Here is a 16,683-nt window from a genome sequence, read left to right as displayed (position 1 = left end):
GCCCGCATGGAGTGGCTGACCATCGGCGCCTTCGCCAAGGCGTCCCGGCTGTCGCCCAAGGCGCTGCGGCTGTACGACGAGCTGGACCTGCTGCGGCCCGCGCGGGTGGACCCGGACACGGGCTACCGGTACTACGCGGTGGAGCAGCTGGAGCGGGCCCGGCTGGTGGCGTGGCTACGGCGGCTCGGCATGCCGCTCGCGCGGATCCGTGAGGTGTGTGCCCTGCTGCCCCCGGCCGCGGCCAAGGAGATCCGCGCCTACTGGGCGCAGGTCGAGGCGGACACGGCCGTACGGCGGGATCTCGCCGCGTTCCTCGTGAGCCAACTGACAGCACAGCCGAGGAAGGACGACACCACCATGCTGGAACTGCGTTACTCCGCCCACTCGGACCGAGGCCGGGTCCGACCCGGCAATCAGGACACGGCGTATGCGGGAAGCCGACTGCTCGCGGTCGCGGACGGCTTCGGACCCGCGGGCGCCCCCGCGAGCAGCGCGGCCGTGGAGGCGCTGCGATTCCTGGACACGGAGGAACTGCCGGCCGGCGACGTCCTCAATCTCCTGGAGGAGGCGGTGCGGGGAGCGACCGAGGCGGTCCGGGACGTGGCGAACGGCGCGGGCGGCCCGGACGAGGCCGGCACGACCCTGACCGCCGTGCTGTGGACGGGCTCCCGCCTGGCCCTGGTCCACATCGGCGACTCCCGCGCGTACCTGCTGCGCGACGGCGGCCTGTTCCGCATCACCCACGACCACACGGTGGTCCAGTCCCTGATCGACGAGGGCCGGCTCACCCCCGAGGAGGCCACGGCCCACCCCCAGCGCGCCCTGCTCCTGAAGGCCCTGCCCGGCGAGCCCCCCGCGGCCCCGGACCTCCGTCTGCACGACGCCCACCCCGGCGACCGCTACCTCCTGTGCTCCGACGGCCTCTACGGCGTCGTCCCCGACGCCCGCATCCGCACCGTCCTCACCGACGCCGGCACCCCCGACGAGGCGGTCCTCACGCTGATCGCCGAGGCGAACGGCGCCGGTGGCCCGGACAACGTCAGCTGTGTGGTGGCGGACGTCGTGGAGGGCGCGGCCTGACCTCCGGCGGTGGGACACAATCACCGCTATGTCGCTCCCCGGGACAGAGGACCTGGCCACGCTCGTGGGGACCCGGCGCCGCCTTTACATGTGCGGGGCGCGGGGTCTGCCGACGGTCGTATGAGGATGAGATCCCGCCCAGTTCCGGGCAGGACCTCATCTGCTCACCGCACGTAGTTCTTGAGGATCTCCGTGTCGAGTTCGATGCCGATCGGGTCGGGGATGAGCACCTTCTCACCGAACTTCGCCGTGTGAATGTCGCGGTAGCCACCGACCGTCCGGTCCGGGGCGCTGTGCACCGTGACAGTGCAGGAGCCCTGGTCGATCAAAAGGTACAAAGGGATCCCGGACTGGCCGTACGCGGCAGGCTTCTCGTGCCGGTCCCGTCGGTCGGTGTCCGAGTCGTACGAGGTGACCTCGACGACCATGAGCGCGCCGTCCGGGTCGGGAGACATGAACATCCCTGAAGACGTCTGGTTCAAGTCCTCCTACAGCGACGACCAGGGCGGCAACTGCGTCGAGGTGGTCAACCTCCCCACCCACACCTCGGTCGCCGTCCGCGACTCCAAGCTCCCCCACGGCCCCATTGTCACCCTCCCGCCGGATGCCTTCGCCGCGTTCGTTGACCACTTGCGCCACAGTCGCTGCCCTTGGTGAGCCCTTCCTGCAGTGGATCGTGACGATTTCGGGGCCCGGGGGCGGGTCATATGAACGCCATCAGGCCGTCAGCGGGTCAGTAGGGCATCGAGGACATGCGCATGCCCTTCGACTGGGTCCCGGTGGACGACAGCGCCCACGACGGCGCCTGGCAGGTCCAGGAGATCATCACCCGGCGCGGCCGGCACCGCGGCGCCGGGCCCGTCGACCTCGTAGTCGCCGCCACGGCCGAGTTCCAGGGACTGCGCCCTCCTGCACCAGACCGGCACTTCGAGTGCCTCATCGCCGTCACCGGCGAGGCACTCCAGTGGTACGGCCCAGAAACCGGCCGTGCTCAAGCCGCCCCCCGCAGGGCGCGACGCGGTCTCCGGCGTCTACGCCGCCGTCCAGATCAGTGTGCCGTTGTGGATCCGGCCCCACCTACCCGCCACGGACCGGACCACCGTGCCGATCGAGCCCGGCGGCGCCCCCATCAGCATCCAGGAGGGCACCAAGCAGATCGTCACGCACCCCGAAGTGCCCGGTGCCTGGGTCACCTCCCAACAGACACCGCACGCCGCCGGTCAGCCGGTCCCGGTGCCGTCGTCCTTCGCCGACTGCCTGCACACCGAGTCGGGCCCGCCCACCCTGCAGCAATTCGACCGCTGCATCGCCGACCTCGGCGACCTGGGCTACAAGCAGCAGGTGACGTACCAGCCCGCTGGCAACTTCTGGGCCCTTCAATGGGCCGAGACCGGGCTCTACCTCGGCCTCGCCCTGGCCCTGACCGGGTTCTGCGCCTGGTGGATCCGCCGACGCCTGACCTGACCAGGCAGCAGGTCCGGAGCGCGACGCCGGACCGCTGAAGCAGGTGCGAGGGGCAGCCGAGATCATCCGGCTGCCCCTCGCGGTGTTTCACAGCGCCGCGTGTCATCGAACACCAGGACCCAGTCTTGGCATGGCTGGATCAGACACAGGCACTCAGCTCCGACCATTCCCGCTGGGAGCAGGACAACCCCGGGGACGCGCCGTGGACCGACTGAGCGAAGATCCACCGCTGCTCGGCTTCCGCCGCCGAACTCTCAGTTGGCGCCACCAAGGCTGCGGATCATCCGGCTCCACAGGTGCGTCTGGCAGCGCCGAAAAGACGCCGGCCTTTGCGTGCCAGCTGCGGAACACGCCACGGAACATCGGGTGGGGCTCGTGCGCTAGGGGGCCCCTCAAAGAAGCCACTGTGCTCTCCTTCGCTTGTTCCGTTAGCGTTAACGTGACCGCTAACGTGACCGCTAACGGGATTCTTGCTCAGGGGAGCAGATTCCGTCAACGCCCGCCGCCGGACGGCTCACGATCCGCCGGTGGCGTTCTGGCGCTGCCTTGCTCTCGTGGCAGTGCCGGGCTGGTGATGGCGCGGCAGGCCGGTGAACCTGATTGACTTGGACACAGGGCGGCACAGGAACAGAAGTGAGTGGGCAGCGTGGCCGGACAGCGGGAAACGGAAGACCAGCGGGCGCGGGGTGTGAGAACCGTCAAGCGCGTCACGCTCCGCGACGTTGCTCAGGCGGCAGGCGTGTCCCATCAGACCGTCTCCCGGGCGATCAATGGCAAGGGAGAGATCGACCCGGGGACTCAGCAACGCGTGCTCGATGTCGCAAGGCAGTTGCGGTACCGGCCCAGCCGGTTCGGCCGGGGGCTGGTCCGCCGGGACGTCGTATCCGTCGGGCTGATCGTCCCCGACGTGGTCAACCCCTTCTTCCCAGAGTTCGTGGCAGGAGTGATTGCGGCCGCGGACGAACGCGACTGGCAGGTGCTCGTGGCCAGCACCGAGAACGATCGGTCCCGGGAGCTGGACTTGGTCCGCTCACTCGGCCAACAGGTTGACGCTCTTGTCGGCTACATCAGCCATCCCGATGCGCAGCTCGAGCCGTACGTGGGCACCGTGCCGCTGGTTCTAGTCGATCGCGGGCTGGACTCGTCGAACCACGCGTTGGTCCACATCGACACCGCGGCCGGAATCCGGGCCGGGATGCAGCACCTCATCGACCGGGGTCACCGCCGGATCGGCATGATCGACTGCGAGTGCATGAGCGCCCCGATGGTCCGGCGCCGCACCTTCCTCGAAGTCGTCGGCGAACATGCGCTGCCCGTCGACGAGGGCTGGGTTGTCATGGGTGAGCAGTCCCCGGCCGGGGGCGCCGCCGCGTTCGAGGCGCTGTACGCCGCGCGCCCAGACCTCACGGCCGTGGTCGCTTTCAACGACCTGGTTGCGATCGGCGCGCTCCGGGCCGCCCGCCGGCTCGGCGTCCAAGTACCGGACGACTGCGCACTGGTCGGCTACGACGGGCTGAGCGTCGTCGATCTGGTCGACCCGCCACTGACCACCCTCCACCTCGACAAGCGACGGCTGGGCGAACTGGCCATCCACCAAGTCGACCAACTCCTCGCAGGCGAAGTGCCACCCCCTATCGTCCTGACACCAAGCTTGAATGTCCGCGGCACGACGTGACCCACCTTTGACCTCGATCCGTCAGCGGGGTTCGGTCGCTGAGCGGCTCGGTGGTTCCCCCGTAATGTCCCGGACGGCTGCTGTGGCTCTCGTCCGCATGGCCCGGCCGAGCCCACGACCTGACGGCGGCTCGCACCCACCGGATCATCCGGATCTGCGAACGCCAGGGCGTCCCGGTCCTCCGCTGACCGGGCCTACATGGGCGCCGGCTCGTGGGTGACAGCGGGTGATTGGCAGGTCTGTTCCACCCTCGCGAAGAAAAACCCCAGGTGAGGTGGCCGTGCCGGTGGAACAGATCTGCCAATCACTGGGTAAGCGTCCGGGCCCCCGCGGCCGCCTGACACTTCCCGCCCCCAGAGCCCTGCCGTCGAACCGGCAGGGCTCAGCGTTACTCCCCCGGCTCCCAGTCCAGCAACCGCACCTTCGCGACCGTACGCACATGGCGGCGCATCGCGGTGGCCGCCTGCTTCGGCTGTCCGGCGGCGATCGCGTCGAGGATGGCCTGGTGCTGGGCGAGGGAGCGGGTGGGGCGGCCGGGCTGGCGGAGGGACTCGGTGCGGCTCTCGGCGATCTGGTCGGCGATGGAGCGCATGAACTCCGCGAGGAGGCTGCTGTGGGCGGCCGCCGTCACCGCCGCGTGGAAGAGGCGGTCGCCCTCGACGCCGGGGTCGCCCTCCTCGATCTCCGTCGTCATGTGGGCGAGCGCCGACCTCATCGCGGCCAGGTCGTCCTCCGTGCGGCGCTCCGCGGCCAGCTCGGCGAGTTTCGTCTCCAGGGCTTCGCGGGCTTCCAGTACGTCGGGGAGGCGTCGGCGGCGCTCGACCATCCTCTCGACCGGCTCGACGTCGAGGCTGTCGCGGACCAGGTACGTGCCGCCGCCGTGCCGTGCCTCCACCAGGCCCTGGACTTCCAGGACGACGATCGCCTGCTTCACGGAGGCCCGGCTGACGCCGAGGCGCTGCGCGAGGTCGCGCTCGGGCGGGAGGCGGTCCCCCGCGCGCAGGCCGCCCTCGGCGACGTACTGGCGCAGCCGGTCCAGCACCTGCTCGTAGAGGCGCTGTTTCGTCATGGGTCGCAGGGCGTCGGTCACGGGGTCCCCCTCTCGTCGGGAGCGTAGCACCGGGCTCCGCGGTGGCCGAGTGGCTGAGCCAATTTTTGCGCGACCCCTTGACGCCGCCGCGTGCCGCGCCCACGCTAACCAGCCAACCGACCCGTAAGTGGCTCAGCCACTCGACCACTCCCCCGGATACCCACCCCGCCGCTCGGGACCCAAAGACGGGAGCCCGTATGTCCCCCGAACTCATCTCGATCCTCGTCCTCGTCGTGGTGTTCGTCATCGCCACCACCCGTTCCGTCAACATGGGCGCGCTCGCCTTCGCCGCCGCCTTCGCGGTCGGTGAGCTCGTCGCCGACCTCGACGCCGACGGCATCTTCGCCGGCTTCCCCGGCGATCTGTTCGTCGTGCTCGTCGGCGTCACGTACCTCTTCGCGATCGCCCGCGCCAACGGCACCACCGACTGGCTGGTGCACGCCTCCATCCGCCTCGTCCGGGGACGCGTGGCGCTGATCCCCTGGGTGATGTTCGCCATCACCGGCGCGCTCACGGCGATCGGCGCGGTCAGCCCGGCCGCGGTCGCGATCGTCGCGCCGATCGCGCTGAGCTTCGCCGCCCGCTACGGCATCAGCCCGCTGCTGATGGGCGCGATGGTGGTGCACGGCGCCCAGGCCGGCGGCTTCTCGCCGATCAGCATCTACGGCTCGATCGTCAACGGCATCGTCGAGCGCGAGAAGCTGCCGGGCAACGAGATCGCCCTCTTCCTCGCCTCCCTGTTCGCCAACCTGGTCATCGCGGGTGTGGTCTTCGTGCTCTTCGGCGGGCTGAAGCTGTGGGCTCGGGGGGCGGTGACGCCGGATGAATCCGCAGAGGACGCCTCCAAGGACGCGTCTGATACGGGGGGCCTTCCGGAGGGCGGTTCCGGCCCGCAGCCCGCTGGTAGCGCTGGGGGTACCAACACCGCCGTAGCCACCCGCCCCGACGCACCCACCACGCCCGACACCACCCGCCTCACCCCGGCCCGGATCGCCACCCTCACCTCCCTCGTCGCCCTCGTCGTCGCCGTCCTCGCCTTCGACCTGGACGCCGGTCTGACCGCGATCACCCTCGCGGTCGTCCTGAGCACCGCCTGGCCGGAGGACAGCCGCAAGGCGGTCGGCCAGATCGCCTGGTCGACGGTCCTGCTGATCTGCGGTGTCCTGACGTACGTCGGTGTCCTGGACGAGATGGGCACCATCACCTGGGCCGGCGAGGGCGTCAGCGGCATCGGCGTGCCGCTGTTGGCCGCGGTCCTGCTCTGCTACATCGGCGCGCTCGTGTCGGCGTTCGCCTCGTCCGTCGGGATCATGGGCGCCCTGATCCCCCTCGCCGTGCCCTTCCTCGCGCAGGGCGAGATCGGCGCGGTCGGCATGGTGGCGGCGCTCGCCGTGTCGGCGACGGTCGTGGACGTGAGCCCGTTCTCGACGAACGGCGCGCTGGTGCTGGCCGCGGCACCGGACGTCGACCGCGAGCGTTTCTTCAGGCAGCTGATGGTGTACGGAGGGATCGTGGTGGCGGTGGTACCCGCGGTGGCGTGGCTGGTGATGGTCGTGCCCGGCTGGGGGTAGGTCCGTAGGTCCCGACAACAACAGTGAGTGAAGGAGTACAACGCGTGTCCTCTCTCTTCCCGGCCCTGAGCGACGGCCGGACCGACGCCCGGCCCGACGCCCGGCCCGCCCTGCGGTTCGGCGACCGGTCCCTGACGTACGCGGAGCTCGCCGTCGCGGCGGGTGCGCTCGCGGACCGGATCGCCGGCCACGCCCGGGTGGCCGTCTGGGCGACCCCGGCGCTGGAGACCGCCGTGGCGGTGGTGGCGGCGCTGGAGGCCGGTGTCGCCGCCGTACCGCTCAACCCGAAGTCCGGGGAGAAGGAACTCGGGCACATCCTCACCGACAGTGCGCCCGCGCTGGTGCTGGCCGCACCCGGCGACGAACTACCGCCTCCGGTAAGCGACTTGAACCGCATCGACGTCGACGTGCGCGCCACCGGCCCCGCCCCCGGCACGAACCCCTCCGACGACGAGGCCCCCGCCCTCGTCGTCTACACCTCCGGCACCACCGGCCCGCCCAAGGGCGCCCTCATCCCCCGCCGGGCCGTCGCCGCCACCCTGGACGCGCTCGCCGACGCCTGGCAGTGGACCGGCGACGACGTCCTCGTGCACGGGCTGCCGCTGTTCCACGTGCACGGCCTGGTGCTGGGCATCCTGGGCCCGCTGCGCCGCGGCGGTTGCGTGCGTCACCTCGGCAGGTTCACCACCGAGGGCGTGGCACGCGAGCTGAACGCCGGCGCGACCATGCTCTTCGGCGTCCCCACGATGTACCACCGCATCGCCCAGGCCCTGTCCGACGACCCGGAGCTGGCCAAGGCGCTCGGCCGGGCCCGGCTGCTGGTATCCGGTTCCGCCGCGCTGCCGGTGCACGACCACGAGCGCATCGCGGCCGCGACCGGGCGGCGGGTGATCGAGCGGTACGGCATGACGGAGACGCTGATGAACACGAGCGTGCGGGCGGACGGCGAACCGCGCGCCGGAACCGTCGGCGTGCCGCTGCCGGGCGTGGAGCTGCGGCTGGTGGAGGAGGACGGGGCGCCGATCACGTCGTACGACGGCGAGACCGTGGGCGAGATCCAGGTGCGCGGCCCGAACCTGTTCACCGGCTACCTCAACCGGCCCGACGCCACGACCGCCGCCTTCACCGCCGACGGCTGGTTCCGCACCGGCGACATGGCGGTGCGCGACCCCGACGGCTATGTCCGTATCGTCGGCCGCAAGGCCACCGACCTGATCAAGAGCGGGGGTTACAAGATCGGGGCCGGCGAGATCGAGAACGCGCTCCTCGAACATCCCGGGGTGCGGGAGGCAGCGGTCACCGGAGAGCCGGACGCGGACCTGGGCGAGCGGATCGTGGCGTGGATCGTCCCGGCGGATCCCCAAGCACCCCCGTCCACCGAGGAGTTGGCGGACCATGTGGCCGCCCGCCTCGCCCCGCACAAGCGGCCCCGGGTCGTCCACCACCTGGACGCTCTTCCCCGCAATGACATGGGCAAGATCATGAAGCGTGCGCTGAGCCATGACTGACCGCCTGTCCGCCCGCGAGACGATCGCCCTCGTCTCCGACGACTTCACCGAACTCCCGTACCCGCCGAAGGACTCCGCACCCGACGGTCCCCTCGCCTGGCAGGGTTACGACGCCTCGCGCGCCCGCGCCGCCGAACGCACCGGCGAGCAGGAGTCCGTGGTCTGCGGCACCGCGCACGTCGAGGGCACGCGGGCGGTGCTGATCGCCTTCGAGTTCGGCTTCCTCGGCGGCTCGCTCGGCGAGCGCACCGGCGACCGGCTGGAGGCGGCGTACACGCACGCCCGTGAACAGCGCCTGCCGGTCGTGCCGTTGGTCGCCACCGGCGGCAGCCGCATGCAGGAGGGCATGCTCGCCCTCACCCAACTCCAGCGCGTGGCACGGCAGTCGGCGCTCACCCGCGAGGCGGGCCTGCCGCAGATCGCCGTACTGCGGGACCCGACCACCGGCGGCGGCTGGGCCACCCTCGGCGCGGGCGCCGACGTGATCCTGGCCCTCCCCGGCGCCCAGGTCGGCTTCGCGGGCTCCCGGATCCGGCCGCCGGACGCGGACCCGGCGGCGTACACGGCTCAGGCGCAGGTGGCGGCGGGCTCGGCCGACGCGATCGTACGGCCGGAGGAACTGCGGGAGACGCTGGGCCTGTGGCTACGGCTGCTGACGGCGCCGTCGGACGCACCGGCCCCCGTGCCCACGCCCCTCGGCGCGACGGACCTGCCGGCCACCGGCTGGGCCGCGGTCCACCGCGCCCGCGACCCCCGACGCCCCCGCGCCGATGCCTACTTGGACGCCTACTTCACGCACCGGGTGGCGATCAGCGGCGACCGCTGCGGCGGTACCGACCCGGCCGGCATGCTCTGCGGCTTCGGCGAGCACGAGGACCGTACGATCGCGTACGCCGCCCAGACCGCAACGGCGACCCGCCCCGCCGGCTACCGCACCGCCACCCGCCTGATCCGCCTCGCGGAACGCCTCGGCATCCCGGTGCTGACCCTGGTGGACACACCCGGCGCGGCCAACGACGCGGAGGCCGAACGACAGGCCGTGGGCGCGGCGATCGCGGACCTGTTCCTCACGGTGGCGTCCGCTCGCACACCGATCACCACGCTGGTCATCGGCGAGGGCGGCTCGGGCGGCGCACTGGCCCTGGCCGCACCCGGCAACACATGGGCCACGCCGGACAGTTACTTCTCGGTCATAGCTCCCGAATTGGCGGCGGCGATCCTGAAGCGGCCGGCGGAGGAAGTGGAGGCGACGGCGGACGAACTGCGGATCCGGCCGCAGGACTTGGTGGAGCTGGGTGTGATTCGGGAGCACCGTCCGTAACAATGGAGTTCGTGCAAGTCACACACACCACGGGGGAGCCGGCGGCGCCATGGACGGGCTGATGGAGTTCAAGACCGAAGACGGCGCCATGGTGGTCGTGGAGTCCGTCGACGACGAGTCCGGGGCCCGTCTCGTCTCGCGCGGCGACGGGCCGGCCCGGGCGGCGCGCACCTTCGAGGGTGCGCTGGACGGAGTCCGGGCGGCCGCCGAGTCCGCGCTGCGGGTCTTTAGGGACGGCTCGCTCCGGCCCGATTCCGTGGAGCTCGAATTCGGCGTGAAGCTCAGCGCGGAGGCGGGCGCGGTCATCGCCAAGGGGTCCACGGAGGGCCACCTGGTGGTGAAGCTCAGCTGGTCACCTGGGCGGTCCGGGGCGGATCCGGAGGCCGCCGACCGGTCATGAGCGGCGCTGCCTGGCATGCCCGGATCGTCTGCGGGAAGGAGGTCGGCGCCGGCTTCCTGGTCTCCGCCAGCCGCGTGGTCACCTGTGCCCATGTCGTCCGGTGGAGCGGGGCGTCGGAGGTGACGGTGACCTTTCCCAACAGCAGGGAGTCCGGCCCGGTGCGCGCCACCGTGGCCGTCCACGGCGGCTGGGCGGGCGGCGCCGCCGACCCCGGTGACCTGGCCGTCCTCGAACTGGACCGCGAAGTGCCGGTGGAACCGGCCGAGTTCGCGCCTCCCGGCGCCGAGCTGGGCGGCCCCGACGCCGCGGCCCCCACTTTGGTCGCGTACGGCTTTCCCAAGGGCTACGACGAGGGCATGCTCGCCCGGTACCAAGCCGTGCCGGGGGCGCTGGTCTCGGACGAGTGGCGGCAGCTGGAGGCCGTGACGGCGCACGGGCAGCCCCTGGCACCCGGGTTCAGCGGGGCGGCGGCGACCCTGGCGGACGGCCGGGTGGTCGGCATGGTGTCGACGGTCGCGGGCGCGCGGGACGCACGGGTGGGCCGGATGCTGCCCACCCAGGTGATGGTGCGCTACTGGCCCGAGCTGTGCGAACTGGTCCCCACATCCGAGCACCGCCCGGACGCGGTGCGCCGCCTGTACAGCCTGGTGCGACGGGCGGTGGTCCAGGGCGTGGCCTGCGATCCCGACCGGTTGTACGTGGACGCCGTGGGGCTGTTCGGCCCGCCGCTGCCGGAGGGCGGCTTTGCCTCGCTGGGGGCGGCCGCCGGGTACGTGCAGTGGGAAGTTCCCGGCACGGAGGCGGTGGACCGGTTCGCCGACCGTCTGCGGGAGCTGCTGGACGCACGGCCCGCGCGGTCCGCCGTCGCCCCTTCCTGGTCCCCGATCCTCGTCGAGATCGAGCACAGCGGCGCCGGGCCCGACCAGGTCACCGTCGAGGTGTCCGCCTACCGTGACGGACACCGGCGGCGCGTGGGTTCGCGGCGGCTGCCGCGCACCGCGGTACGGGCGTACGTCCAGGAGCGCATCGACGAGGCGTTCACCCAGCTCGCCCCGGACGCGGACGAGCTGATCACGTTCGTGCTGCCCCGCGAGTGGCTGAACGAACCGGTGGCGCACTGGGAGTGCGGCGCCGACGACTCCACTCCGCTGGGATGCGCCTACCCGCTCGTCGTCGTGGATCGGTCCCGGCACCGCAGCGGCCGGCTGCGCCACCAGCTGGCCAAGAAGTGGCAGAAGCTGGACGCCTTTCCCGGGGCGCGGCTGCACCGCGTCGAGTGCGGCACCCCGGAACGGCCGCCGATGCTGCGCAAGCGGCTGCGCGACGACGACGCCGACCTGGCCGGTTTCTCCTTCCCGCCCGCCACCGCGCGACCGCGTTTCGAGGTCGGTCTCAACACCCCGGTGCCGGTCCTGGTGTGGCCGCGCACGGGCTGCGCCGACACCGGGCACGACGGCCCCTGTTCCGGCGCCGCGTTCCTCGACGAGCTCGCCGCCGCCGTCACCGGCGTCCCGCCCGCGCAACTCCCGCGGCACGTCATGGCGTTGCGTGAGACCGCCGACGCCGACGAGGACCCGGACCGGCACTGGGCGAGAGACGTCCAGCTCCTCTGGGACGACCCGCGCCGCTTCCCCGAGCCCCCCGCCAGCCTGCACTCACCCGTCGCCTGAGCCCCGGCCCCGACAGCCCCCACGGAGAGAAGATCCATGCCCCTGTGGCCCGTCTACACCGGTACCAACGAGCCGCACGACGGCATCGACCGGCTGCCGCCGCCCCCGCCCTGGCGGGCCTTCGACGGCGGACCGGTGCTCGACCCGCCGGACGAGGCCGCCGACACCTCCGCCGTCTCCCCGGACCGCACGCACCGCGCGGAGACGTACCGGGCCACCTCACCGACGGTCCAACTGGTCAACGCCGCCCTGTACTTGCGCCGTCCGCTCCTCGTGACCGGCCCGCCCGGCACCGGCAAGTCCTCACTCGTGTACGCGGTGGCCCGCGAGCTGTGCCTGGGCCCGGTGCTTCGCTGGAACATCACCAGCCGCAGCACGCTCCACGACGGCCTCTACCAGTACGACCCGCTCTCCCGGCTGTACGCGGCCAGGAACGCACCGGCCGCGGAGGCCGGCATCGAGGACCACCTGCGTCTGGGCCCCCTGGGCACCGCCCTCCTCCCCTACGCCCGCCCCCGCGCCCTGCTGATCGACGAGATCGACAAGAGCGACCTCGACCTGCCCAACGACCTGCTGAACGTCCTGGAAGAGGGCCAGTACGAGATCCCCGAACTGCTCCGCACCGCCCGGCACGCCCCCACCGCCGAGGTGATGATCGACGGCGCCGACCAGCGGGTCCCGGTGGAGCGCGGCCGGATCCGCAGCCGGGCCTTCCCCTTCGTCGTGCTGACCAGCAACGGCGAGCGCGAGTTCCCGCCCGCCTTCCTGCGCCGCTGCGTGACCCTGCGGCTGAGGCAGCCCGACGACAGCCATCTCGCCGACATCGTCCGCGCCCACTTCGGCGAGGCGCCCGACGCCTACGCCCAGACCCTGATCAGCCGGTTCCTGTCCCGGGTGGGCGGCGGTGACCTGGCCACCGACCAGCTCCTCAACGCGATCTACCTGGCCCGCTCCTCCGACCTGGCCGCCGAGTCCCTCGACGAACTGGCCGAGCAGCTGATGCCGTATCTGGGCGAGGCGTCGCAGGCCGATGCCTTCTGAGCGCCCAGGACCACGCCCAGGGACACCCCTGATCCGCCTGACCGACGTCTTGACCGAGGCGGCCGGCGGCGTCCGCCCGACGCCGCTCGAACTCGCCGAGCTCCTGTGGCTGGCCCGCCACATGGAGCCCCCGGCCGACACCCCGGCCGCCCCGGCACCGCGACCCCCCACCGAGGACGTACGCCCCCCTGAACCCACCAGGCGGACGCCCCCGCCGCTCCCCCCGAACCAGCAGGACAGCGCCACCTCCCCGCCGCCGGAATCCCCCCGCGCCCCACTGCACCTGCCCGCCCCGGCCCGGACGCCCGGAACGTCGAACGAACTCCACACCACCCTGCTGGCGCCCGCGCCCCCGATGCTGCGCCACCCCCTGGCCCTGCAGCGCTCCCTGCGCCCCCTCAAACGCCGTACCGACGCACCCGACCGCCTCCAACTGGACGAGCGCGCCACCGCCGACCGCATCGCCCGCCTGGGCGCCGCCCCCAAGTGGTGGCTGCCGGTGCTGCGCCCCGCGCAGGAGCGCTGGCTGCGTCTGAACCTGGTGTACGACGCCGGTCCCACGATGCCGGTGTGGCGCCCCTTGGTCCGCGAACTGCACACGGCGCTCGCCCAGTCGGGCATCTTCCGCACGGTGACCCTGCACCGCGCCGAACCCGACGGCACCGTGCGCCACCACGGCGCCCACACCCCCGCCGACGGCCGCACGGTCACCCTCCTGGTCAGCGACTGCATGGGACCGCAGTGGCGGCAGGGCCCGGCCGGCACCCTCTGGCACGGCACCCTGCGCCGCTGGGCGCACCGGATGCCGCTGGCCGTCGTACAGCCCCTCCCGGAACACCTCTGGCGGGACACGGCCCTGCCGACGACCCCCGGTCTGCTGTCGGCACCGCACCCGGCGGCGCCGAACACCGCGCTCGCCTTCACGCCGTACGAGCGGGACGACGGCGACGGCGACGGCACCGAAGGCTTCGTCCCGCTGCCCGTACTCGAACCGGGACCGCGCTGGCTGGCGAACTGGGCGTCCCTGATCGCGGCCGCCTCGGGCCAGGAAGTCCCCGGCGCGGCCGCCCGGTTGAGCCGACCGCTGCCGACCGACTCCGACGACCGCACGGACGTCACCGGTCTGTCCGCCGAGGAGCTGGTCCTGCGCTTTCGCGCGGCGGCCTCCCCGGAGGCGTACCGGCTGGCCGGCCACCTCGCACTCGGGCGCCCGGACCTGCCGGTCATGCGCCTGGTCCAGGCCGCCCTCGAACCGCACCCGCGCCCCCAGCACCTCGCCGAGGTGATCCTCAGCGGCATGCTCACGGGGGTGGCCGGGCCGCCGGGCTCGTACGCGTTCCGGCCCGGCGTGCGGGAGCTGCTGCTGCGCGGTCTGCCGCGCACCGCGCGGGGCCGCACCACGGAACTGCTGGCCCGGGTGGGCGGGTTGATCGACGAGCGGGCCGGAAGGGCACCGGGCGAGTTCCGGGCGTCGACCCCGGCGCCGGGCGGTATGCGGACGGCGGTGGACGGCGAGGCGTTCGCGACGGTCAGTCCGGAGAGTGTGCGGCAGCTGGGCGGGGAGGCCGAGACTCCGGTGTCCGTTCCGCCGGGCGTGGGGGGCCGCTACCGGTTGCTGGAGCGGATCAGTCCGAGTGGGGCGCTGTGGCGGGCCCGGGACACGGAGGCGGACCGCACCGTCGTGGTGCGGCTGCACCGGCCGGTCACCGATCCGGACCGACGGGAGGCGTTCCTGCGGGACGCGCGGATCCTCCAGAGCTTCGAGCACCCCGGCGTGGTGACCGTCCACGACTTCGGCATCGAGGACGACACGCCGTTCGTCGTCATGGAGTACCTGGACGGCATCCCGCTCAACGCGCTGGCCGCGGTGGGCGGTTACCGCCTTCCGCCCCCGCTGCTGGTGTCGATCGGCGACCAGCTCGCGCGGGCCCTCCTGGCCTGTCACGAGGCCGGCATCACCCACGGGGGGCTCGAAATGACACGGGTCGTGCTCCTGCCTGACGGGACGGTCAAGCTCAGCCTCTTCTCACCGGGGCGGACCTCCGGCCCTCAGGGGCACGCGGAGGACCTGCGGGCCGTGGCCGAGCTGCTGCTCGAACTGGCGGCGGGGACCGCGTGGTTGGTGCGGCCGGTGCAGCCGGACCAGCTTGCCCATCTGCCGGACACCATGCGGCCGTGGCTGGCGGACGCCCTCGACCAACTGCTGTCCCCAGACCTCAGCACCCGAAGGGCGGGCCTGCAACAGCTCACCGCCCTGCACTCCGCGCATCTGGCCAAGGAGGCCTACGACCAGCGCTTCTACTATCTCCTCGGCCCTTTGCGGGTCGAAGGGCCGGACCTTGTTCCCGTCCCACCCGATCTCAAGCCGATGCTCGCCATGCTGCTGCTCAAACACGGCCGCAAGGTGACCCACGAGGAGCTCGCAGCCGGCGTGTGGGACCCGGGCGAGGCTCCGCAGGACACCATGGCCGAACTGGACCGGCAGGCGTCCGCGCTGCGCACCCTCCTGGGGCCCGGCGTCCTCGCCACTCAGCCCGACGGCTACGCCCTGCACACCAGCGCCGACTTCGTCGACCTGCTCGCGTGCGAACGCCTCGTGGCCCGCAAGCCCCGCGATCGCGCGGACTACGACCGGGTCCTGAAGCTCTGGCGCGACGGCGGACCCCTCGCCGGCGTCCCCGGCCCCGCCGCGCGCACCGCCCGCGCCCGGCTCCAGCAGCTCCGCCTCGGTCTCTATCGCACCCGCGCCGAACTCGACCTGGAACTCGGCGAGTTCGAACGCGCCGCAACCGACCTCGCGGAGCTCCTGCGCGCCCACCCCGCCCGCGAGGACTTCCGCCGTCTGTACCTCATCGCCCTCCGGCGCCAGGGGCGGACCGAGGAGGCCCTGGAGGCCTACGAGGAGTACGAGCTGTCCGGCGGCCGGAATCCCGAGCTGCTGGCCCTGGGGCGGGAACTGCGCGAGGAGTTCGGCGACGCCCCCCAGGACGCGGCGGACGAGTCGGCGCACGAGGAACACCCCGACGCTCCCATCGACATCGACACCGCGTACGGCTTCGTCGCCGCCCCCGACGAGCTGCCGGAGGGCTTCATCCCTCCGGAGGACGAAACTCCGCTCCCCTCTCTCCGCGAGGAGCTGCCCGAGGGCACCCCGCTCCCCCGGGACGAGGTGCCGGACAGCCTGTTCGCCCTGGAGGACGCGTTGTCGGCCGAGCAGGCCGAGGACGCATACGACGAACCGGCGGAGGCCGGGGACGCGTACGACGAACCGGCGGGGGCCGGGGACGAGGAGCCGGACGTCGAGCGTCGCGACTGCGCCCGCTACGAGTTCGCCGACGGCCCGCAGCCTGTGAAGGCGCAGGAGGAGCTGCGCCGCCTCGTCACGGATCTGCTCAGGGCGAGCGGACTCGCCTTCGACCAGTACCGTCGGCAGGATGACGACGAGGGCTGCACGGTGCTGCTGGAGGCGTACGAGGACGGGGGCGGCCTGTTCCGGGCCACAGCGGCCGGGCTGCGCGACCGACTGGCACATCTGAGCGGCTTCCAGCGCCTCCGGGTGGAGTTCTGGCAGACGGAGACCCGGGACGGCGAAGACGAGTACCACGACGACCGGCCCGACTCCGGGGCGGTCGCGGCCGCGCTGGACGCGTCCGAGGCGCGAGCGGTCATCGCCGTCTCCGAGTTCTGGCACGACGTGGAGGTCGAGGGCGCTTCCGTAGGCCGCGATCCGTTCACGCCCCTGGAAGACGACACCGGCTGGTACCTCCTGGTCCACCCCTGACGCCCGAAGCCGGGGCCGTGCACCTCCGGCGAGCCACTGCACCGGGGCGTTCCTCCAGGCCCTCAAGCCAGGTACCGCTGAA

12 protein-coding genes and 3 pseudogenes are annotated in these 16,683 nt (G+C 72.4%); 13 read left to right on the top strand and 2 right to left on the bottom strand.

Going from position 1 to position 16,683, the window contains the following annotated elements; translation table 11 throughout:
- The first annotated feature begins 6 nt into the window (after window positions 1-6).
- The gene (locus CLM62_RS03690; protein ID WP_095748430.1) at window positions 7-1,080 is read left to right on the top strand and encodes a MerR family transcriptional regulator; all 1,074 of its coding nucleotides are present in this window, start codon (window positions 7-9) and stop codon (window positions 1,078-1,080) included.
- Between the two features lie 164 nt (window positions 1,081-1,244).
- Here the strand turns inward: CLM62_RS03690 and CLM62_RS03685 are convergent.
- A pseudogene (locus tag CLM62_RS03685) lies at window positions 1,245-1,526 on the bottom strand (Uma2 family endonuclease); the annotation flags it as partial.
- A 7-nt stretch (window positions 1,527-1,533) separates the two neighbouring features.
- Between CLM62_RS03685 and CLM62_RS03680 the strand changes: the two are divergent.
- The 5 genes and pseudogenes from CLM62_RS03680 to CLM62_RS03660 form a co-directional block, all read left to right on the top strand.
- Window positions 1,534-1,737: a DUF397 domain-containing protein gene (locus CLM62_RS03680; RefSeq protein ID WP_095748429.1), complete on the top strand. Its 204-nt coding sequence runs from the start codon at window positions 1,534-1,536 to the stop codon at window positions 1,735-1,737.
- Window positions 1,738-1,820: 83 nt separating this feature from the next.
- A pseudogene (locus tag CLM62_RS50995) lies at window positions 1,821-2,069 on the top strand (VapC toxin family PIN domain ribonuclease); the annotation flags it as partial.
- On the top strand, window positions 2,068-2,544 hold the full coding sequence (locus CLM62_RS03670; RefSeq protein WP_257003647.1) for a hypothetical protein: 477 nt from the start codon (window positions 2,068-2,070) through the stop codon (window positions 2,542-2,544). The pseudogene CLM62_RS50995 and the gene CLM62_RS03670, both read left to right, overlap by 2 nt.
- A 637-nt stretch (window positions 2,545-3,181) precedes the next feature.
- Complete coding sequence (locus tag CLM62_RS03665; RefSeq protein WP_257003646.1) at window positions 3,182-4,219, top strand: LacI family DNA-binding transcriptional regulator; 1,038 nt, start codon at window positions 3,182-3,184, stop codon at window positions 4,217-4,219.
- Between the two features lie 71 nt (window positions 4,220-4,290).
- Window positions 4,291-4,447, top strand: a pseudogene (locus CLM62_RS03660) (transposase family protein); the annotation flags it as partial.
- A gap of 160 nt (window positions 4,448-4,607) precedes the next feature.
- Here CLM62_RS03660 and CLM62_RS03655 read toward each other — a convergent pair.
- On the bottom strand, window positions 4,608-5,309 hold the full coding sequence (locus tag CLM62_RS03655; protein ID WP_095748427.1) for a FadR/GntR family transcriptional regulator: 702 nt from the start codon (window positions 5,307-5,309) through the stop codon (window positions 4,608-4,610).
- 197 nt (window positions 5,310-5,506) lie between these two features.
- Here CLM62_RS03655 and CLM62_RS03650 point away from each other — a divergent pair, with 197 nt between their 5' ends.
- From CLM62_RS03650 to CLM62_RS03620, 7 genes are read left to right on the top strand one after another with little or no spacing between them, the layout of a single operon-like run.
- The gene (locus CLM62_RS03650) at window positions 5,507-6,880 is read left to right on the top strand and encodes an SLC13 family permease (RefSeq protein WP_095748426.1); all 1,374 of its coding nucleotides are present in this window, start codon (window positions 5,507-5,509) and stop codon (window positions 6,878-6,880) included.
- 44 nt (window positions 6,881-6,924) lie between these two features.
- Window positions 6,925-8,388 (top strand): acyl-CoA synthetase, encoded by a 1,464-nt coding sequence (locus CLM62_RS03645; protein ID WP_095748425.1) that lies wholly within the window; start codon window positions 6,925-6,927, stop codon window positions 8,386-8,388.
- Window positions 8,381-9,709: a carboxyl transferase domain-containing protein gene (locus tag CLM62_RS03640; RefSeq protein WP_095748424.1), complete on the top strand. Its 1,329-nt coding sequence runs from the start codon at window positions 8,381-8,383 to the stop codon at window positions 9,707-9,709. The genes CLM62_RS03645 and CLM62_RS03640 overlap by 8 nt, the downstream gene beginning before the upstream one ends.
- Window positions 9,710-9,758: 49 nt before the next feature.
- Complete coding sequence (locus CLM62_RS03635; RefSeq protein WP_095748423.1) at window positions 9,759-10,109, top strand: CU044_2847 family protein; 351 nt, start codon at window positions 9,759-9,761, stop codon at window positions 10,107-10,109.
- Window positions 10,106-11,779, top strand: a complete 1,674-nt coding sequence (locus CLM62_RS03630) for a trypsin-like peptidase domain-containing protein (RefSeq protein WP_095748422.1) — start codon at window positions 10,106-10,108, stop codon at window positions 11,777-11,779. Before CLM62_RS03635 ends, CLM62_RS03630 begins: the two co-directional genes overlap by 4 nt.
- Before the next feature lie 36 nt (window positions 11,780-11,815).
- Window positions 11,816-12,820 carry a MoxR family ATPase gene (locus CLM62_RS03625; protein WP_095748421.1) on the top strand — a complete coding sequence of 335 codons (1,005 nt, stop codon included), beginning with the start codon at window positions 11,816-11,818 and terminating at the stop codon, window positions 12,818-12,820.
- 49 nt (window positions 12,821-12,869) lie between these two features.
- Window positions 12,870-16,601, top strand: coding sequence for an SAV_2336 N-terminal domain-related protein (locus CLM62_RS03620; protein ID WP_257003645.1), 3,732 nt, complete (start codon window positions 12,870-12,872; stop codon window positions 16,599-16,601).
- The last annotated feature ends 82 nt before the right edge of the window (window positions 16,602-16,683 follow it).

It is taken from the genome of Streptomyces sp. SA15 (genome assembly GCF_002291145.1).
In the GTDB taxonomy this organism is placed as follows: domain Bacteria; phylum Actinomycetota; class Actinomycetes; order Streptomycetales; family Streptomycetaceae; genus Streptomyces.
Note: the sequence above shows the minus strand (reverse complement) of the source record. Positions and strands in the feature narration are given on the sequence as shown.